At 56.8% G+C, this 19,515-nt stretch carries 19 protein-coding genes, 2 tRNA genes and 2 pseudogenes; 10 read left to right on the top strand and 13 right to left on the bottom strand.

Annotation, left to right across the window (positions count from 1 at the left end; all coding sequences use genetic code 11):
* The first annotated feature begins 1 nt into the window (after nucleotide 1).
* Both HW561_RS03055 and HW561_RS03050 read left to right on the top strand, forming a co-directional pair.
* Nucleotides 2-76: transfer RNA gene (locus HW561_RS03055), tRNA-Glu, on the top strand.
* 24 nt (nucleotides 77-100) lie between these two features.
* A tRNA-Glu gene (locus tag HW561_RS03050) sits at nucleotides 101-175 on the top strand.
* A 55-nt stretch (nucleotides 176-230) separates the two neighbouring features.
* Here the strand turns inward: HW561_RS03050 and HW561_RS03045 are convergent.
* The 12 genes and pseudogenes from HW561_RS03045 to HW561_RS03000 all read right to left on the bottom strand — a co-directional run bounded on the left by HW561_RS03045 (nucleotide 231) and on the right by HW561_RS03000 (nucleotide 10,301).
* A complete protein-coding gene (locus HW561_RS03045; RefSeq protein ID WP_176861737.1) occupies nucleotides 231-1,928 on the bottom strand; it encodes a Na/Pi cotransporter family protein in 1,698 nt (565 codons plus the stop codon).
* 71 nt (nucleotides 1,929-1,999) lie between these two features.
* Complete coding sequence (locus HW561_RS03040; protein WP_328803236.1) at nucleotides 2,000-2,782, bottom strand: DeoR/GlpR family DNA-binding transcription regulator; 783 nt, start codon at nucleotides 2,780-2,782, stop codon at nucleotides 2,000-2,002.
* 132 nt (nucleotides 2,783-2,914) lie between these two features.
* Complete coding sequence (locus HW561_RS24250) at nucleotides 2,915-3,343, bottom strand: ATP synthase beta subunit C-terminal domain-containing protein (RefSeq protein ID WP_408015362.1); 429 nt, start codon at nucleotides 3,341-3,343, stop codon at nucleotides 2,915-2,917.
* 27 nt (nucleotides 3,344-3,370) lie between these two features.
* Nucleotides 3,371-4,756, bottom strand: a pseudogene (locus tag HW561_RS23840) (V-type ATP synthase subunit A); the annotation flags it as partial.
* Complete coding sequence (locus HW561_RS03030) at nucleotides 4,753-5,388, bottom strand: hypothetical protein (RefSeq protein WP_176861736.1); 636 nt, start codon at nucleotides 5,386-5,388, stop codon at nucleotides 4,753-4,755. The gene HW561_RS03030 and the pseudogene HW561_RS23840, both read right to left, overlap by 4 nt.
* Before the next feature lie 58 nt (nucleotides 5,389-5,446).
* The gene (locus tag HW561_RS03025; RefSeq protein WP_176861735.1) at nucleotides 5,447-5,905 is read right to left on the bottom strand and encodes a hypothetical protein; all 459 of its coding nucleotides are present in this window, start codon (nucleotides 5,903-5,905) and stop codon (nucleotides 5,447-5,449) included.
* 218 nt (nucleotides 5,906-6,123) lie between these two features.
* The gene (locus HW561_RS23665; protein WP_211198495.1) at nucleotides 6,124-6,324 is read right to left on the bottom strand and encodes a hypothetical protein; all 201 of its coding nucleotides are present in this window, start codon (nucleotides 6,322-6,324) and stop codon (nucleotides 6,124-6,126) included.
* A gap of 12 nt (nucleotides 6,325-6,336) precedes the next feature.
* Nucleotides 6,337-6,567: a hypothetical protein gene (locus HW561_RS23660; RefSeq protein WP_211198494.1), complete on the bottom strand. Its 231-nt coding sequence runs from the start codon at nucleotides 6,565-6,567 to the stop codon at nucleotides 6,337-6,339.
* Nucleotides 6,564-7,532: a V-type ATP synthase subunit I gene (locus HW561_RS03015; RefSeq protein WP_176861734.1), complete on the bottom strand. Its 969-nt coding sequence runs from the start codon at nucleotides 7,530-7,532 to the stop codon at nucleotides 6,564-6,566. Before HW561_RS03015 ends, HW561_RS23660 begins: the two co-directional genes overlap by 4 nt.
* Nucleotides 7,533-7,614: 82 nt before the next feature.
* Nucleotides 7,615-8,361 carry a V-type ATP synthase subunit I domain-containing protein gene (locus HW561_RS03010; RefSeq protein ID WP_176861733.1) on the bottom strand — a complete coding sequence of 249 codons (747 nt, stop codon included), beginning with the start codon at nucleotides 8,359-8,361 and terminating at the stop codon, nucleotides 7,615-7,617.
* A pseudogene (locus HW561_RS03005) lies at nucleotides 8,358-8,831 on the bottom strand (V-type ATP synthase subunit D); the annotation flags it as partial. The pseudogene HW561_RS03005 and the gene HW561_RS03010, both read right to left, overlap by 4 nt.
* A gap of 108 nt (nucleotides 8,832-8,939) precedes the next feature.
* On the bottom strand, nucleotides 8,940-10,301 hold the full coding sequence (locus tag HW561_RS03000) for a V-type ATP synthase subunit B (protein ID WP_176861731.1): 1,362 nt from the start codon (nucleotides 10,299-10,301) through the stop codon (nucleotides 8,940-8,942).
* 245 nt (nucleotides 10,302-10,546) lie between these two features.
* Between HW561_RS03000 and HW561_RS02995 the strand changes: the two genes are divergently transcribed.
* The 8 genes from HW561_RS02995 to HW561_RS02960 all read left to right on the top strand — a co-directional run bounded on the left by HW561_RS02995 (nucleotide 10,547) and on the right by HW561_RS02960 (nucleotide 18,117).
* Nucleotides 10,547-12,286, top strand: coding sequence for an ABC transporter substrate-binding protein (locus HW561_RS02995; protein ID WP_176861730.1), 1,740 nt, complete (start codon nucleotides 10,547-10,549; stop codon nucleotides 12,284-12,286).
* 87 nt (nucleotides 12,287-12,373) lie between these two features.
* Nucleotides 12,374-13,423 (top strand): ABC transporter ATP-binding protein, encoded by a 1,050-nt coding sequence (locus tag HW561_RS02990; RefSeq protein ID WP_176861729.1) that lies wholly within the window; start codon nucleotides 12,374-12,376, stop codon nucleotides 13,421-13,423.
* A gap of 1 nt (nucleotide 13,424) precedes the next feature.
* Nucleotides 13,425-14,501, top strand: a complete 1,077-nt coding sequence (locus HW561_RS02985; protein WP_176861728.1) for an ABC transporter ATP-binding protein — start codon at nucleotides 13,425-13,427, stop codon at nucleotides 14,499-14,501.
* A complete protein-coding gene (locus HW561_RS02980) occupies nucleotides 14,498-15,361 on the top strand; it encodes a carbohydrate ABC transporter permease (RefSeq protein ID WP_176861727.1) in 864 nt (287 codons plus the stop codon). Before HW561_RS02985 ends, HW561_RS02980 begins: the two co-directional genes overlap by 4 nt.
* Nucleotides 15,358-16,155, top strand: a complete 798-nt coding sequence (locus HW561_RS02975) for a carbohydrate ABC transporter permease (RefSeq protein WP_176861726.1) — start codon at nucleotides 15,358-15,360, stop codon at nucleotides 16,153-16,155. Before HW561_RS02980 ends, HW561_RS02975 begins: the two co-directional genes overlap by 4 nt.
* Before the next feature lie 8 nt (nucleotides 16,156-16,163).
* Nucleotides 16,164-16,571 carry a DUF2160 domain-containing protein gene (locus HW561_RS02970; RefSeq protein ID WP_176861725.1) on the top strand — a complete coding sequence of 136 codons (408 nt, stop codon included), beginning with the start codon at nucleotides 16,164-16,166 and terminating at the stop codon, nucleotides 16,569-16,571.
* 66 nt (nucleotides 16,572-16,637) lie between these two features.
* Nucleotides 16,638-17,033, top strand: a complete 396-nt coding sequence (locus HW561_RS02965) for a BlaI/MecI/CopY family transcriptional regulator (protein ID WP_176861724.1) — start codon at nucleotides 16,638-16,640, stop codon at nucleotides 17,031-17,033.
* Nucleotides 17,020-18,117, top strand: a complete 1,098-nt coding sequence (locus HW561_RS02960) for a M56 family metallopeptidase (RefSeq protein ID WP_176861723.1) — start codon at nucleotides 17,020-17,022, stop codon at nucleotides 18,115-18,117. Before HW561_RS02965 ends, HW561_RS02960 begins: the two co-directional genes overlap by 14 nt.
* Before the next feature lie 6 nt (nucleotides 18,118-18,123).
* On the opposite strand, the gene HW561_RS02955 is transcribed toward HW561_RS02960, so the two are convergent.
* On the bottom strand, nucleotides 18,124-19,479 hold the full coding sequence (locus tag HW561_RS02955; RefSeq protein WP_176861722.1) for an MATE family efflux transporter: 1,356 nt from the start codon (nucleotides 19,477-19,479) through the stop codon (nucleotides 18,124-18,126).
* Between the last annotated feature and the right edge of the window lie 36 nt (nucleotides 19,480-19,515).

Raw genomic sequence — 19,515 nt, 5'->3', positions numbered from 1 at the left:
TGGCCCGTTCGTCTATCGGTTAGGACGCCAGGTTTTCAACCTGGAAAGAGGGGTTCGATTCCCCTACGGGCTACCACTTGTGCTTATGCCACTACCAGATGGCCCGTTCGTCTATCGGTTAGGACGCCAGGTTTTCAACCTGGAAAGAGGGGTTCGATTCCCCTACGGGCTACCACTTTCCTTGAAACCTCCAAGACTTCAAAAGGTTAGCGACTGCGCTTTGCGCCCTTTCAGGACGACCGGTTACGTTCATCCATTGCCATCTGCGGCAAATCTTCGATCAGACGTGTCTCCAGCAGTTGACCGTGCCGGTAAAGAATCGGGTAGGCCACAGCAGAGATATGGCTGTTGAATTCGCGAAATGCGCGCAAAGTTTCGAGGTGGATATCGCTGGTTTCGAAACTTGCGCTCTCACCGTGCTGCAACCGGCGCAGGTGACGTTTGCGGCTGTCCCGCTCGACCCGCTTGATCTCGCTTTTCTCCTGGCTCAGCAATCGCGCGCTTTCCAGATCGTCCGAGATCAGTACATTGATCGCCAGCCTGACGTTGGCCAGAATGCCTTCATGCATCTGCACCAGTTCTGACCAACCCTCTTTCGAAAACGACGCCCCGGTTTTGCGCATGTCATCCGCCAATGCGGTCAATCGCTTGGCAACAACATCCCCGGCCGTTTCAAGACGGATTGCGTATTCCATCATATCCCGGGCCAGTTTGGCGTTCTGTTTGCCGAAACTCTCAGTTGGAATCGCAGCAACAAAAGTTCTTATCCGATACAGGCACTCGTTGACCTCACCGTCCATGGCCCGGATGGCGCGGATCTGGTCCTTGTCGCCGGACTTGTACAATTCCAGCGTTGGCCGGAACATGGCATCAACCAGATCGCACATATGCAGCAGTTCACGCTTGAGGCTGGACACCGCTTGGCTGGCATTGCCGATGTCGCGCGGGTCCAGCATGCTGACGGGACGGCCATGTTCTGCGGCTGCTGTCCGCGCCTCAGGCTCGGGCAGTAGCCGTTCGACCAATGGCTGCAAGCGCCCGCAGAAGGGCAAAGCCAGAAGTAGCAGAAACGCGTTGAACGCCAAGTGAGCGGTCACCAACATCTGCCCGCTGCCGGGAACATCCAACACTCCGGATCGTAAGGTTATATTGCAGGCAAACAGCGCCAAAACAGCCCACGTTCCGCGAAGCGCAAGATTGGCATATGGGATGCGGCGCGCCGAGATATCCATCCCTCGGCTCAACCATACGGGGATGAACCCCGACCCGAAATTGGCCCCCAAGACCAGTGACAACCCCGCCTCGAACGGGATGGCCCCGATTTGCACAAGCGTCACACACATAAGGATTGCGGCCACTGACGAGTGCATCACAAAGGCCAGCGCGCCCCCAACTAGAAATGCGGTGATATAGTCCCGAGCCAGATAATCGGCCACGGCGGGTAAAAACGCACTGTCGCGGATCGGATCCATGGCCTCTCGCAAAAAGCGCAGAGAGATCAGGATAAAGGCGATGCCCATCAGAATCCGCCCCAGTTGGCGCGCTTTCTTCGCTTCGGTTTTGACGAACAGATAACCGCCGACAGCTAAAAGCATCGGGATCAACCAATCCATCCGAAAGGACAGGATCTGGATCACCAGGGCCGAGCCCAGATCGCCACCTAAAACAATTGCCAGACCGGTCGAAAAGGCCAGCAAACCGCTGGCGGCAAACCCTGATGTCAGCAAGGTCACGGCCGTCGCGCTTTGCAATACGACCGCCATCGCAACCCCAACCATCGAGGCCTGCACAAAGCTCTGCTGCTCGGTCATCACCCGCTGAAACGAGGCGCCATAGCTCCGCTCGATCCCGGTGCGCACCATACGCACGGCAAACAGCAACAGCATTGTTGCCCCAGCCAACTGAATCAGGAAATTCAGGATTGCCATCCACTCATCCTCGGTCGAATTTCAACGGTTTGCGCGCAAAACCTGCGCAGAAGTAACAAATTGGCACGAAACTAAGGCCCGTCAGCGACGTGCACGTTTACGCCCCATTGCCCAATTGAATCCGCCAAAGTGCCTTTGGGCGCTCGGTCCGTCACCAGTGTATGGACCATTCGCGGATCTGGGCCAACATATGGGGCGGTCTCACCAAATTTGAAATGCGCAGCTGCCATCACGACATGATCCGCATTCCGGACGACGACGGATGCCAGATCAGCTTCGGCCAAACTTTGATACAAGAACCCCTTGCGATCCAAGATCGCGTCGGTGCTCAGGACCACAAGGTCAAATGCGTAACGTTGCACCTGCCGATGGGCCACATGGCCGAATGTCCCGCGCTCATCACTTTGCATTTCTCCGCCAAGCAGGTGCACCCGGTTGCCGTTTATCCCTGCCAGAGCCTGCCCGATACCTATCGAGTTGCTCACGATTGTCAGGTTCCCGGCCCGTCGCAGTTCTTCGGCAACAAATGCCGTTGTCGAACCGACATCCAGAAACACTGTCATTTGATCTTGTACCATTTTGGCGATATGCCCGGCGATACGGCGCTTTTCTTCGGCATGCTGCGAGATACGGCGAAAAAAGCTGGGATCTCCCTGCACACCGGCCAGATAGGCGCCACCATGGACCCGTTCTACTGTACCTGCCTTGGACAGCGCCTTTATCGTACGTCGTACGGTTTCCTCGGATACGGCTAACATATTGGCCAGCTCTGAATTTCGCGCCGTCCCGCCCAGACGCCGCAATGCGTCCAGCAATTCCAGTTCGCGATGCGTATTGGGCGCGCGCTTTTTCACAACTTACTCCGAAAATCCAAAGATCCCCACAGAAAGACACGAAAATCGGTCCTTATCAAGTCATATCTGTGGGATTTCTATTTGACTCTGATTTGTGAGACCCACGTTCCAGGTTGGATATCAGCCACAATCTCAGAGATTGAATTTGTCACGGCACAGGTTTTCGATCTGTTGCCAGATCGATTTGTATTCCGGGGCGTTTTCAGCGGCATAGTGAAAGTTCTTCACCAAATCCGTTAGGTGCGTAAACACTTTCCTGACCTCTGCCTTGTCAGCGAATTCTGCCGTGGATTGGGTCACATCATAGATCAGCTTGAACGTCTTTTTCTGCCGTTCAAGAGGCACAGTCGCGTCCACCTTGTCGAATGCGTCCTGCTGGAGATAGACCATGTCGACGAACAGCGCCTTTTGTTGCGTCACAAAATCTTCGATTGTTACGCCTTCTTCGCCAGTCACCTGCATCATCTGGTCAATCTGCTCACCCTTTTCGATCAGAGCCAGCAAGTCGCGTACTTTGGCCGTCCAACCGGGCTCGGCGTTCCTGTCGTACCAGTCGGACATTTGATCCAGATAGCGTGACCAACTCAGCATCGGATCGACCGCCGGGTAGAAGCGTTTATAAGCACGCTCGGATGACAACCCGAGGAAACACTTGACGGTCGAGAGGGTCGATTGCGTGACCGGTTCGTCAAAATTGCCACCCGCAGGCGAGACCGTTCCGATCAGAGTCAGACTGCCCATATCTCCGTCGTTGGTCTTCAGCACCCCGGCCCGTTCATACAATCCCTAGATCGAGCTTTCCAGATAGGCTGGGAATCCTTCCTCGCCGGGGATCTCTTCCAGCTTGCCCAAGGTCTCGCGCATCGCCTGCGCCCAACGGCTGGTGCTGTCGGCGATCAGCAGAACGTCATAGCCCATCTGGCGATAACATTCGCCCAGCGTGATGCCGGTGAAAATCGAAGCCTCACGCGCGGCAACCGGCATGGACGAGATGTTGCAGATGATGATGGTTCGGTCCATAAGGCTGCCGCCGGTGGTCGGGTCGGTCATTTTTGGAAACTCGGAAATGGTTTCCACCACTTCCCCCGCGCGCTCACCGCAGGCCACGACGATCACGATGTCCACCTTTGCATTGCGGGCAATCAGGTTCTGCAACACGGTCTTACCTGCCCCGAACGGCCCCGGAATACAGGCCGTACCTCCGCGCGCGACCGGAAAAAACGTGTCAATCAACCGTTGCGACGTCAGGACCGGCTCGGTCGGATACAACCGCTCGGACAAAGCTCTTTTTAGAATGCTTTCGGGCAATGGGCGCCGAACAGGCCATTTCTGCGCCAGGGTTAGCGTATGTTCTCCGCCCTGCGCGTCCTCCAGCCGGGCCACGATATCGCGTATATTGGCTGCGCCCTCCTGCACCCAGACCACCTTGTAATCACCAGACCAGTTGAACGGTAGCTTGACCTTGTGATTGAAATGCCCCTCAGGCACGGTTCCGATACTGTCCCCCGCGGTGACAGTGTCGCCCACCTTCACTGTTGGAGTGAAAGACCGCTTGGTCTGATCGTCCAGCGGCGCAACATCGGCGCCGCGTGGCAAGAACGTTCCGAATTCGGCAGCCACTTTGGGCAATGGCGATTGCAGCCCGTCAAAAACCTGCCCCAGCAAACCCGGCCCCAGCTCAACCGACAGCAATTGCCCGGATTGTTCGACAGGAACACCAACGGCCACGCCATCTGTGCTTTCATAAACCTGAACATCCGCCGTGTCTCCGCGCACCCGCAAAACCTCGGCCTTGAGCCGTTCCTGACGACCGTCCGGACCGGGCCGAGTGGGCAGGATGAATACGGCTTCGTTCTTGACCAGTTGACCCGGCTTGCCTGCCGCGTCCGGATTGGCCTGTATCCGCACCAGCCCTTCCTGCACAGAGACAACGCGGGCCGTCGCCGTTAGCAAGGCTGAGCTTGGGGCTGTCATGTGCTTACTCCTTCAAAGTCGATATCTGCAACGTTGGCCATGGCCTGTTGCGCCAGTTTCTCAAATCTCTTGGCTGCTTCTTCCGCGCTGCTTTGTGCCCAGCGGTTGAAAATGTTCCAGATCAACACGTAGATGGCGACCGCCTCAAAATCGAAAGTGTGACGGGCAGCGTGCCGTTTCAGTTGGGTGTGGCTGAGTGACAAAAGCAGACGTTCCAGACCCAACGGATCTTCACTGTCCAGCAGTTGATTGACCTCATTTATCCAAGGCATTGGCGTCTCGAGCCGGAAGCTCGGATCGCTCCAGTTGGCAGGGATGTGTCGCCCCCAACGCCCTACCCCAAAGGATCCTGACGGAGGCCCTTCACCACGTTGGCGCAGACGCAAGGCAGCGACCACCGAACGTATCTCCATCCGCTCCATGAACAGTTTGCGCAATGTCGGTTGCGGAATTTCGCGAAGTGCCTGCTTGCACCGCTGGATCGCCTGCGAGTCGGTGACGTTCATGTCATAGGCGCTCCAACTCGGCGTATGCTCCAACACGTCCAGCACGTTTGCATCCTCCGGCGTCAGCGCCTTAAGGCGCCGGTCCAACCTGAGACGCGACAGCGGCGGCTGCTTGGCGATAAACAACCGCTCAGACCCCGGAAGACTACAGATCAAGGCGATATAGGCGTCGGGGTTCGGTATCTCAGCGGATGACCCCTTCCAGCACGGCCCGGAACCGGGGTTGCAGATGTTCCATCAACAACCCGGCGACCGCCTTGTCTGTCAGGTCCAGCACAACACCCTGGTCCTCGGCCCGCACCCGTATGCCATCCTGTTCATTGTCAGAGAGGTGCAGTTCTACGTTTTCGCGCAACATCTTGGCTGTCAAACCCAGCACATATTTTGTCAATTTACCGGACTGAATATCATCCGCGTTTTGTTTGATGTCTTCCTGCGTTGTGATTCTGGCAGGCAAAATAACCTGAATCCTACCTTCCAGATTTGCACCTTCTCCGGCACGGCCGACAATCTCGAGGATCATCTGTTTCAGCAAATCAGAATCGGCCATTTCTTTGGTGACAAGACGTTCGACATCTTCCTTGAACCGATCGGTCAGCCCGGCCTTCATCGTCAACACGGCATCCCGCATGGCAGTGTTCAAAGCCTCTTCGCCAGCCGCGCGGTAGTTATCCGAATCCGCGCGCGCCCTTTTCTTGAAATCCTCTGCTTCGCGCTTGGCATCGGCGAGAATCCGTGCAGCCTAGGCTGTGGCATCCGCACGCAGCTTTTTTGCCTCTGCCTCACCGGCGGCCACCCCATCGCTGCGCAGCTTTTCGATCAGGGTATCTACACCGTGTGAAATCATGCGTTCCCGTGCCATCAACTGATCCCCGCCCTGATCACCAGGGCAAAGACAAAGGCAAAAACGCCAAAACCTTCGATGATGGCAGCCGGGGCCAGAGCAAGACCAAAGATCTCGGGCTTTTCCTTGGTCGCGTTGATCGCCGCAACACAGGCCCGGCCCTGCCAGATACCGCAATACATCAGCGCAATGCCGGACAGGATACCGATCCCGAACAATCCACCTGCGTTTTAAGGCGTGACGTCGCGGTTCAGGGTGAACATGATGACGATCCCGTAGATCACCATCGTCGATGGAAAGGCGGAAACCCCAACAAAGCGGCCATAGCCGCCCTCGGTCTCGGTCATGGCGCCGATACTGGCCTGACCTGCGATAGAGCAACCAACCGCGCTGGCAGCGGCACCCAGCGCCATGGGCGCATAAATCCCCAGCCAACCCAATGTAAGAACAAGCTCATTCATTCCTGAACCTCCTTGCGGGCGAACGGGCGAAAGGCGATGCCTTCGTCCGGCAAACCCCATTTAAAGAATTCGATGTAATTGAGGCGTAATCCGTGTACGACGCCGCTCATCATCGCGAGGGCGAAGTTCAAAACGTGTCCGATGATCAGGATAAGCCGACCAAACAGAATGCCCGAGCCTTTGAGCGTATGCATCACTGACACGGCCAGATCGTTGAAGGTTATCGCCAGCGAGGCCGAGGCAAGGCCCAGCGCAAATAGGCGCATATAACTAAGGACATCTCCAAAAGCGCCCATGGCTCCAGCAAGGCTTTGCAGCCCCTCGATCAAACGCCACAGCCAATCGATTGGCCGTTTGATAACGCGTTCGCTGGAAAACAGCACGATGGCCAGAACTCCAACGCCCATAGTTATCGCCCCCGGCGCCGGCGCTTTATCGTTCATGTAGCTGAGCCACAAAACAAACCCACCGATCAATGCTGCGATCCATCCCAAATTGGCAATCGCTTTACGGTGCCCCCAGGCTGCCCGCGCAGCCAGCGCATTCGCCAATACCAGGTGCAAAACGCCCACGACGATAGAAACCATCATCATCGCGCTGAAATTGTTCAGATCCAGCACTTTGAACCTGGCCCAGATTGATCCTTGATCCGGAGACACTCCAAAATAGCTACCGGCCATGACACCGTATAGAATGGTCGATCCGGATATGATCAATCCAAAACGCCGCCACGGCCTCTGGGCAGACGTCCTGTCAAGTCGCTTCCAAAAGGCCAGCAGACCCAGCAGGATAACCACGCCATATCCCGCGTCTGCAACAATCATGGCAAAGAAGATCGCAAACGAGGCAGAAACAATGACGCTCGGGTCCCAGTCCTGATAGCCGGGCACCTGATAGAACAGGGCCAGATCGACCGCTGCACTTCGGTTTTCAGGTTGCTCCAACAATGTGGGGGGGGGCGTCATCTGGCCCGGGCTCTTCGATCAACACTGCCGCACCGTTGGCGTCCGCCATGTTCAAAACGGCCTCCACACGATCCTCTGGCACCTAACCCTGCACGGCAAACACCGACTTTTCGTCGCGCACTTTCTGTGTTGCATGGGCCAGCTCGGCCGCGCTTTCCGCGACAGATAAATTTCGACGCATCAAGGTCAGGTACCGGGTCTGCGCCACCCGTTCGGCCTCCAATGCCTCCAGCGCAATTTCGGCCTCTTCCAATTGCGCCTCCAACTCGTGAATGGGCAGAGACCCCACCTGAATTCGAGGTACCGGCAGTATGTCATCATCCGGTTCGTCTGGTGAGATCAGGACGACGTAAATAAACCGATGATCCCTTTCCAGAATGGCCCAGGGCAGTTTTACGCTGGCAAGGGTGTCGCGATGCTTCAGCGGAAGCTGGTAGAACCACAAACGGTTGCCCGCCAATTCATCTGTTGGCGGAAAATCCAGATCACTCCAAGGGCACACCTGCACGATACGATGCGCCAGAAAGTCCCGCCGATCCATCATGTGCCGACGACGTTGCATCAAATCAAGAACGTCTTTGACGAACACATCCATATCAAAGTCAGGATCGCGTTGTATCTGTCGGCGCGGGTCGGAGATTTCAGTCAGGAAACGCAGTGCTTTGTAGGCTTCGCGCGCGCCGCGTTCACTGATCTCCTCTGGCTCGCTTGGTGGTACCACCAAAGGCAGAACATGCATGCACCCCAAGTCCTGAAGTGCTTCAAGCGTACCCGTCTTGTGCCCCGCAGGCCCGACCAGCGACAGTTTTTTGAGCCGCGCAACCGTCATGAGACAGCCTCCCGCTCATGTTTGCGTTTGGAGATTTTCGAGCGCACAACCGCCTGCATCTGTTCATCGCTCAGATAGATACGGATTTTCTTGATATTGGCTTTGGCGCGCGGGATCAGAACTTTTTCGAACAGCTTGACCCGCTGAGTGATGGTTGCGACTGCCTTGTCAAAGACCCGCACACAGTCCTCAGTAATTTTGACCCGCAGACGCGCTTCGATCATGTCGTGCAACAATCGCGCGGCGGCATCGACCCAGTGGGGTTTGGCCGGTACCGAGTAGGGCCGCACGGCAACTTTGATTCGATCGAGGCAAGGCATCGTCACCCCAACCACGTTGACCTCTGAGATCTTATAGTCTTTCAGTTCGACCAACCCGTCTAGATCGATCCCCTGCTGTGCCAGCATTGGCAGCTTTTCCCCTACCTGACGGGTTAGGTCCTGCACCTCATCTTGCAGCGGCGTACATTTTCGCGAGCCTTGACGCGTTCTGCCATCAACTGTTGCCGCTTAAGGTCCAGCGACGGCAGGAACCGCTCATAGCTTTTCAACTGCGTCTGCTCGCGGGCGAGTGACGATTTATTCAGCTGCAACCCCGCCATTGGCATCCTTTGGGAAATACTTGTCGGTCAGCGCTTGCTTCATCAGCAATTGCTCTGGCGCAAAGCATTCGGCCAGAGTTTTCCACCCCAGATCCAATGCTTCCTCCAACGGGATCGAGACGTTGATATCCATGAACCGCGTCCGGAACAGGGAACCAAATTTCAGCAAGTGGTGATCGTAGTCTGACAGATCAAACACCATCGCCTGTTTCTGAGCCGCATCGCGACTTTCCGAATAAAAGCGGATCATCGTGTTCATGATCTGACCGTGATCTTCACGCGTGCTCTTGCCGATCACGTTTTGCTTGAGGCGCGAAAGGCTGCCGAACGGATCAATCACACCGGAATGCAGATAAAGCTGCCCCTCAGTAATGTAGCCCGTATTTTCCGGCACGGGATGGGTCACATCATTGCCCGGCATCGTCGTCACGGTCAAAACGGTCACTGACCCGCCTTTTGCGTAGTCACATGCCTTTTCGTAACGACGGGCAAGCTGGGAATAGAGATCGCCTATATAGCCGTGTTGGGATGGCACACGCTCCTGACTGATACCGACCTCTTTCATTGCGTCGGCATAGGCGGTCATGTCGGTCATCAGAACAAGAACCCGTTTACCTTCTTCGACGGCAAACTTTTCAACCACAGCCAGCGCCATATCCGGCACCAGAAGACGCTCGACCAGCGGGTCCATCGCCTGATTGACGAACATCACCGTGCGCGAGAATACGCCCGCATCTTCGAAAGATGTTCGGAACGTATAGTAGTCATCAAAGATCAGACCCAAGCCGCCAAACACCACGATGTCGGCGTCTGCCTGAATGCCGATTCGGCTGAGAAAGGCGTTAAACGGCTCACCCGATACCGAAAAGATTGGTCTTTTCTGGCTGTCGACCAGCGTATTGAACACATCGATCATCGGCACATCAGTACGGATCATTTTGTTCGGCACGGCGCGCTCGGCCGGATTCACTGTAGGTCCACCGATGTCGATTCTTGGTTCAGCCGACAAGTCCGGGCCGTCATCAATTGCTTCCCCGGCCCCGTCAAAAACCCGGCCCAGGATATTGGCCGAATACGACGTCTGCATCGGATGACCGACGAACGTTGCCGTTGCTTCGGTCGAGATTCCCTTGGTGCCGGAAAACACCTGCAACGTCACCACGTCCCTGTCGATGAAGATCGTCTGGGCCAGTGTTTTACGGCCATCCACCGTTTCGATCACCGCAAGATCGTTGAACCGGACAGCGGGCTCGCCGGTCTTTTTGACAGGTATCTGGATCTTTATCGTGTCCCCGACGATTTCCAGAACACGCGTGTACTTCAAAAGGCTTTGGGACATTGCCTATCCTCATGCGTCTAAGTCATTTTCAGTAATCGGCGCCGCGTAGGTCAGCGGCATTTTTTGCAACTATGGAAACAGCTTACAACGAATTCATGAATTGGCAACCGAAGGTGATTTCGCCGCCCGGAACATACCTCAAAGTCATTTACTAAATTTTTAGTTTGACACGTACGCAAAAAATCGCTGATGCTGTGCGTCATCCGGTCTGCGCCGGATAACCATAATTTTTTGGGAGGAAACAGATGCGGAGACATCTACTTTCCGCAGTGGCGGCGGCTGCCGTCATTGCGGGGCACGGTCCCGTTTGGGCCGACGAAGCCGCAGCACAACGCTGGATCGACGACGAATTTCAACCATCGACCCTGTCGAAAGACGAACAGATGGGTGAAATGCAGTGGTTCATCGAAGCTGCACAGCCTTACTCTGGCATGGAAATCAACGTCCTGTCCGAAGGCATCCCGACGCATTCCTACGAATCCGAGGTGCTGACCAAGGCGTTCGAAGATATCACCGGTATCAAGGTCAACCACCAGATCCTCGGTGAGGGCGAAGTGGTTCAGGCCGTACAGACCCAGCTGCAAACCGGCCGGAACCTGTATGACGGCTATGTCAATGACAGCGACCTGATCGGTACCCACTCACGTCTGCAACTGGCTTATCCGCTGACCGACATGATGGCTGGTGACTGGGCGGGTTCGACGTCTCCGACGCTGGATCTGGAAGACTTTATGGGCATCCAGTTCACCACCGGTCCGGACGGCAAGCTGTATCAGCTGCCCGATCAGCAATTCGCCAACCTCTACTGGTTCCGTAAGGACTGGTTCGATGACGAAGCCAACAAGGCCGCGTTCAAAGAGAAGTACGGCTATGATCTGGGTGTTCCGGTCAACTGGTCGGCTTACGAAGACATCGCCGATTTCTTCACCAATGACGTGAAAGAAGTCGACGGCACTGCGATTTACGGCCACATGGACTACGGCAAGCGCGCGCCCGATCTGGGCTGGCGCATGACTGACGCTTGGCTATCGATGGCTGGTGCGGGCGACAAGGGTGAGCCGAACGGTATCCCCGTCGACGAGTGGGGCATCCGTATGGAAGCGGGCACTTGTAACCCTGTTGGGGCGTCCGTCTCGCGCGGTGGTGCTGCGAACGGTCCGGCTGCGGTCTACGCGATCCGCAAATGGGATGAATGGCTGCGGAACTACGCCCCTCCGGGTGCAGCGTCCTATGACTTCTATCAGTCGCTACCGGCGCTCAGTCAAGGCAACGTGGCCCAGCAGATCTTCTGGTACACCGCCTTTACTGCGGACATGGTGAAGCCAAAATCCGAAGGCAACAACACCGTGGATGACGAAGGTACGCCGCTGTGGCGGATGGCGCCCAGCCCGCATGGCCCCTACTGGGAAGATGGCCAGAAGGTTGGCTATCAGGACGTTGGGTCGTGGACCTTCCTGAAATCGACCCCCGCGGATCGTGCTCAGGCGGCTTGGCTTTACGCTCAGTTTGTGACGTCCAAGACTGTTGATGTGAAGAAGTCCCATGTGGGTCTGACCTTCATCCGCGACAGCTCGGTCAATCACGAGTCGTTCACCGAACGCGCACCCAAGCTGGGTGGTCTGGTCGAGTTCTATCGCTCGCCTGACCGTGTGGCATGGTCGCCGACAGGCATCAACGTACCGGATTATCCGAAGCTGGCCCAGATCTGGTGGCAGCAGATCGGTGACGTGAACTCGGGTGCGTTTACCCCGCAAGAGGCGATGGATCGTCTGGCCGAGGAAATGGACATCACCATGGGTCGCATGCAGGCCGCGGATGAAAGCGCCGGTGTCTACGGTGGTTGTGGTCCTCGCCTGAACGAGCCGCAGGATGCGTCCTTCTGGCTGGAAAAAGCGGGCTCGCCCAAGGCCAAGCTGGAGAACGAAAAGCCGCAAGGCCAGACCGTCAACTATGACGAACTGGTTCAGCGCTGGCAGTCTCAGTAAGCCTTTGAAACCCGGGGATGCCGCATCAGGCATCCCCAATTTGAGACCAAGACAGCGCAGTGCGCTGCGGGACCGGAACCCACAGACATGATCGAACTTCAAGACGCGACCAAACGGGTCGGTAACGTCACCCATATCAAACCCACGACCCTGACACTGCATACGGGCCACTTCAATGTGCTGCTGGGTGCAACCGGATCAGGCAAAACGTCCTTGATCAAGATGATGGCCGGGCTGGACCCGATCGCCTCTGGCAAGGTCCTGATGGACGGGCAGGATGTGACGCGCCTGAGCACGCAAAAGCGTAAAATCAGCCTCGTGCACCAGTTTTTCGTGAACTACCCACATATGACCGTCTTCGACAACATCGCCTCTCCGCTACGGGTCGCAAGGATGCCGCAAAGCGAGATCGAAGGCCGCGTCGAAGAGGCCGCCGACCTGCTGCAATTGCGCCCGATGCTGAATCGGCGCCCGCACGAGTTGTCGGGCGGACAGCAGCAACGCACCGCTTTGGCCCGCGCCATCGCAAAGGAAAGCAGGGCCGTGTTCCTCGACGAACCGCTGGCGAACCTTGATTACAAGCTGCGCGAAGAACTGCGCGAACAGTTGCCTGATCTGTTTGCGGGCCGGGGCGCTGTCGTAGTCTACGCGACCTCGGAACCGGAAGAGGCGCTGCTGCTTGGTGGCCATACCGCCCTGATGGCAGATGGCCGTGTCACTCAGTTCGGTCCGACCGCTGACATTTACCGCAACCCCGAGAACATTGCCGCCGCGCGCGTGTTCTCGGACCCACCTATCAACGTGGCGCACATCACTGTATCCGGAGCACAGGCGCAACTCGCAGGCGGTGGCGGATGGACTGTCACCAACATTGCAGATGGAGAATACACGGTTGCAGTTCGACCGCATCGCGTGACGCCATTCCGCAATTCGGACACGGATGTAGAACTGACCGGACGGGTGATCGTGACGGAGCTATCGGGTTCAGACTCCAGCGCTCATTTCCAACATGGCGATGATGCGTGGGTATCTCTGGCAGCAGGTGTTCACCCCTATCAGGTGGGCGAGGATCACAGTTTCTACATGAACCCGGCCCATTGCCGGTATTTCGGCCAAGACGGCAAAAGGGTGGCCTGACATGGCACAGATCAAGCTTTCAAACCTGAAACACAGCTACATGCCGTCACCGCAAGGCCCAGACGACTATGCGTTGAAGGAGATCGACGTAACCTGGCGCGATGGCGGTGCTTACGCACTGCTTGGGCCGTCGGGATGCGGGAAATCCACGCTGCTTAACATCATCTCGGGCCTGCTGACCCCGTCTGAGGGACAGATCCTGTTCGATGACCGCGATGTTACAGCCCTGCCGCCCGATCAACGCAACATCGCGCAGGTTTTTCAGTTTCCAGTTATCTACGACACGATGACCGTTGGTGAAAACCTCGCCTTTCCATTGAAAAATCGGGGTGTCGATGCCGCAACCATCAAGCGCCGCGTTGATGAAATTGCCGAGATGCTGGACGTCGCGGATATGCTGAACACCAAGGCCTCCGGTCTGAGTCCCGACAACAAACAGAAGATCTCGATGGGGCGCGGTCTGGTCCGCGACGACGTGAACGCGGTGATGTTTGATGAGCCGCTGACGGTGATCGACCCGCATCTGAAATGGAAACTGCGTTCAAAACTGAAAGAGCTGCACCAGCGCGTCAAAGCAACAATGATCTACGTGACCCACGACCAGACCGAGGCGCTGACCTTTGCCGACGAGGTCGTGGTGATGCAGGACGGCGAAGTGGTTCAGATCGGCACGCCGGTCGAGTTGTTCGAACGGCCTCAGCACACGTTTGTCGGCCATTTCATCGGATCTCCCGGTATGAATGTTCTGCCATGTGAGACGCAAGGCAACCGCGCAATTTTTGAAGGGCACGAAGTGGTACTTGAGGGGGCCACGCTCGGCTCCGGAGGGCGTACAGATTTGGGCATTCGCCCAGAATATGTGAGCTTTGGCGAGACCGGCATTCCGGCGCACGTAACCAAAGTGTCTGACATCGGCCGCCACTATGTGGTCAGCGCGATGGTCGGCAACACCGCCCTCAAGGCCGTGACTGAACACAGCGTTCCCGAACCGGGCTCGCAAGTGTTCCTGCAATTCAAACCTGAACAATCGCGCGTCTACCGCGACGGCTGGATCGCAACCGAGGAGCGAGTCCAATGAGAACGGAAAACCAAAAAGCATGGTTCTTTGTCCTGCCCGTTCTCGCGCTGGTCGCGTTCAACGCGCTGGTGCCGATGATGACGGTGGTCAACTATTCGGTGCAAGAAACCTTTGGGAACAACCAATTCTTCTGGGAAGGGCTGGGCTGGTTCGAACAAATCCTGCGGTCCGACCGGTTTCAGGCCGCACTAGGCCGTCAGTTCCTGTTCACCGGCATGATTCTGGCAATCGAGGTACCCTTGGGTATCATCGTAGCACTTTCGATGCCGCGCAAAGGCTTCTGGGTGCCGGTCTGTCTGGTGCTGATGGCCTTGCCGATGCTGATCCCATGGAACGTGGTGGGGTCGATGTGGAACATCTTCACACTGCCCAAAATCGGCCTGCTGGGATATTTCCTGAATGACGTTCTGGGCATCAATTATGACATGACCCAACAGCCGCTGTCGGCCTGGATTACCGTCGTTGTCATGGATGTCTGGCACTGGACCTCACTCGTCGTGCTGCTGTGCTATGCCGGATTGGTGTCGATCCCAGACGCCTACTATCAGGCCGCCAAAATCGACGGTGCCAGCCCGTGGTCCGTGTTCCGCTATATCCAGTTGCCCAAGATGAAGACGGTTCTGACCATCGCAATCCTGCTGCGCTTTATGGACAGCTTCAACATTTACACAGAACCTTTCGTTCTGACAGGCGGTGGCCCCGGCAACTCGACGACACTGCTGTCAATTGACCTTGTAAAAATCGCTCTGGGACAGTTCGATCTCGGCCCGGCGGCGGCGATGAGCCTGATCTATTTCGCTATCACGCTGCTGGTCAGCTGGGTCTTCTACACTCTGATGACAAAGGATGACGCAGAATGAAAAAGCGATCCATCATCCCGATCCTCTATATCGCGTTCCTCATGTTGCCTATCTATTGGCTAGTGGCGATGTCCTTCAAGACAACGAACGAGATCCTGTCGGGCTTTTCCCTGTTTCCCCAGACCTTTACGCTGGAAAATTACATCACCATTTTTACCGACCCGACATGGTATTGGGGCTATATCAACTCGATCAGCTACGTAACGCTGAACACGATCCTGTCGGTCTGTGTCGCCCTGCCCGCCGCCTATGCGTTCTCGCGCTACAGGTTCCTGGGCGACAAACAGCTGTTCTTCTGGCTGCTGACCAACCGGATGGCTCCGGCTGCGGTCTTCGCGCTGCCGTTCTTCCAGCTCTATTCGTCGATCCACCTGTTCGACACCTATCTGGCCGTGGCTCTGGCGCACACGCTGTTCAATGTGCCGTTGGCAGTGTGGATTCTGGAAGGGTTCATGCGCGGCATTCCCAAGGAATTGGACGAAACCGCCTATGTGGACGGCTATTCCTTCCCCCGTTTCTTCGTGACGATTTTCCTGCCGAACATCAAAGCAGGCGTGGGCGTCGCGGCGTTCTTCTGCTTCATGTTCTCATGGGTGGAAATGCTGTTGGCTAAAACGCTGACGGCGGTCGAGGCCAAGCCCATCGCCGCTGTGATGACTCGCACGGCCTCAAGCGCAGGGTATGAGTTGGGCCTACTGGCCGCTGCCGGGACGCTCACCATCATCCCCGGTGCCATCGTCATCTGGTTTGTCCGCAACTACATCGCGCGTGGTTTCGCGATGGGTCGCGTATGAGGTTCGATATGCGCAAACTCCTTCTCTCCCTCCCTCTCCTCGTTCCCACCTCGGCCCTAGCTCAAGCTGCGGCCGGATGGGGCAATGTCGGCCAGCAAGAGGAAAAAGGGTTCTCCTGGACCGCCCCTCTGTGGCCCGATTTCTGGATGGCCTGGACACCTGCAACGCTGGCCATTTTTGTTGGCATCTTCTCGGCCATGGCCCTGATCGGCGTTCTGGAAGGATTTAAATACCGCGACGGGATCGAGCGGCGCGGTGTTCTGGGCCTGACGACAACTTTGGGTGATCGGTTGTTCATTACCCTGCTGGGTTCGGTCTACATCTTTCTGGCGTGGCTCGGACTCGTGGGACAACCGGTCTGGACACCGCTTTTCCTGTCCGTCGGCTGGGGCATTTTTGTGTTCTGGAAAGTTTAGGCTTTGAGAAAGCGCGAAAGGATGCTTGTCTGGCAGGCATACTAAAAAATGGCGACACCGAGACCGATGCGTAAGAAAAAGACGACTAATCTGCTGACCGAGGTCGAACTGGAGTTCATGAACGAGCTTTGGGCCATCGGACAAGGCTCGGTGCGTGATGTACTGGACTGCCTGCCGCCAGAACGCAATCTGGCCTATACATCGGGTGCAACCATCCTGCGCATCCTCGACGATAAAGGTTTTGTCGAGAGCCGTAAGGATGGCAAAACCCTGATCTATCGGCCGCTTCTGGAAAAAGACAGGTATCAGGCACGTTCGCTGCAGAATTTGTCGCGCACTTTGTTCGACGACACGCCTGCCACGCTGGTTGCGCGTCTGGTCGACGATGCCGGTCTGAGCGAAGCCGATCTTGAGGATATTCGGGCACTGGTAGAAAGGAGACTGCAAAATGACAGCGGTTAAACCGGTTCTCGACGCCTATCTGGAAATGAACATCGTGCTGGGTCTGTCCGCCGTGATCTGGCTTGTTGCACGTACTGTTTTGGTCCGCACATCACTGCGTTACGGATTTGTCGCGCAGTTACGCACCCTCAAGGCGCTTTGTATTTGCGTCGTGTTCAGCCCCCTGCTGGCACTGGGCGTCTCAGCGCTTGCCGCCCTTGCATGGCCCGATCGGGCCGTGGCCCTCGGCGATATTGCCGTGGCCGCCTATCTTCGGGGCGACATCGGCATGCCGGCAACTCAGTTCGAGGCTCTGCTGAACACACGTGAAAGATGGATCGATCTTGTTCTGTCGGGACAACATCCCCTGATGACGATTACACTGATCGCCCTGACACTTGTCGCCTGCCTGCTCGCGGTCCGCGCCATCCGTGATGCCGTGGCCATCCGCAAGACCGTCAATTCCAGCTTTCTCTGGCGCCGTTCTGCCTGTGTAGATATCCGCCTGTCAGATCGTATCACCATCCCGTTTGCTGTCCGGGGCTTGCGCCGCCGCCACGTCGTGTTGCCCAGCCACCTGCTGGACACCCCGCGCGAGCTGCGGTTTGCATTGGCGCACGAGTTTCAGCATATCCGGGCCGGTGACGTCGAATGGGAGATTGGTTTTGAACTCCTGCGTCCGGTGTTGTTCTGGAATCCAGCCTACCTGATGCTCAAGTATCAGTTCGACCGGTTGCGGGAATTGGCCTGTGACCAGTCGGTAGTTGCCCGCAAACGGATCAATGCCCGGGAATACACCGCCTGCCTTCTGGACTATTGCGCGCGCACCGTCTCGATGGGTCGTCCGCGTGTCTTGAACGTGGCTCTGGTGACGGGCGGTAAAGCCAAACGGGTCTTGCGCCAACGTGTAATCGCACTGACGGACGCACCACAAGTGTCGGCCCCCCTGCCCGTTGTGTTTCTGGGCCTGACGCTGACGTTTGCGGCCCTTCTGGCTGTGGGCTCGGCCTCGATCCAGCAAACCCATGACTGGAGCCATGACCGCCTGATGCTGTCAACGGTCGTTAATCTGGAACGGCTTGAGGCGCGAAATCAGGGCAACTAACCCCTGTCACCACCCACGGCGTCCAAACAATGACTGAAGACGGTTCTGCTCCGCAAACGGGTCGATGGCCTGTGCGCGTTCCAACCGGGACACGACACGCGCGACCAATACCCAACTGATGGCCGCGAAGATAATGCCCCCAAATGCCTGTCCCAAAAGAACGCCCGATGCCCCCGCCAGAGTTGACCCGACAGAGGCGAACACCCAGGTTCCAATTGTGTGGCGCCCCCAATTTATCCATGTCGAATAAACCGGATGCCCGAGATTGTTAAAGCTGGCGTTCGAAACGAAGATGACCCCATTGAAAAAGGCTGCCAAGGCCAGTGGGCCGCAGAACAGGTAGATCAACACGCGGGTTTCACCCTGTGCCACGAAGAGATCCGCAATCGAACCACGCAGTAAAAACAGGATCGCTGCCATCCCAAGCACATATATGGCCGTGAACTTGATCCCGGCCAAAAAAGCCTCGCGTACCCTGTCAAACCTTTCGGCTCCGAAATTCTGCCCGATGATGGGTCCAATTGCGCCTGACAGAGCAAAAATAACCGAAAATGCGACAGGCAGTAGCCGTCCGATCACAGCCATGCCTGCCACTGCATCCGTTCCATATTCAGCGATCTCGCGCACCACGATGGCGTTCCCGATCGGCGTGGCAACATTTGTCAAAACCGCTGGAACCGCAATGGCACGCACCGGGCCCAAATCCAACGCGACCTGTTTCAGTGAAGGGCGGGCGAATCCGCGATGCATACGCAAGGCAGGCCATAGCGCTGCTGCCAACATGCACAACCGCGCCAGAACCGAGGCGATTGCCGCCCCGTCCAGTCCTAACCCAACGGCAAAGATCAGGATCGGATCCAGAACGGCATTCACGACACCACCATAGATCGTTGCCATCATCGACCGACGCGCATCACCGTAGGCGCGCAACACCGCCATGGCGACCAAGGCAATGGACATGACGCACATGGTCGGCAAAATGATCGACACATAGCGGGTGGCAAGCCTCAGAACCTCTCCTTCAGCGCCCAACAGGGACAGCAGAAAGCTGAGGTTCAACAGAACCAAAACCGACGTGACCAACCCGACTGTCAGGCCCAGTACCGCCACACTCGATGCGTAGTGGCGCGCCTGCTCCGGTCTGCCTGCGCCAAGCGCGCGCGCAACAAGGGCCCCGGCTGAGATCGACAGGCCAATATTGATGGCATTGGTGAAAAACAGCAGTGTCCCGGCATACCCAACCGCTGCCGCCAGAGCGTCGCTGCCGAGCATCGAAATGAAGATCATATCGACAAAGTCGACGGCAAAAATGGCCATCAGGCCAATACTGGTGGTCAACGACATACGCGTCACGTGACGCATCAAACTGCCATTTAAAAAAACTGCGTTACCCGACGA

The sequence above is a fragment of the Ruegeria haliotis genome, from assembly GCF_013377785.1.
GTDB lineage: Bacteria > Pseudomonadota > Alphaproteobacteria > Rhodobacterales > Rhodobacteraceae > Ruegeria > Ruegeria haliotis.
This window is presented reverse-complemented; position numbering and strand designations above follow the sequence as displayed.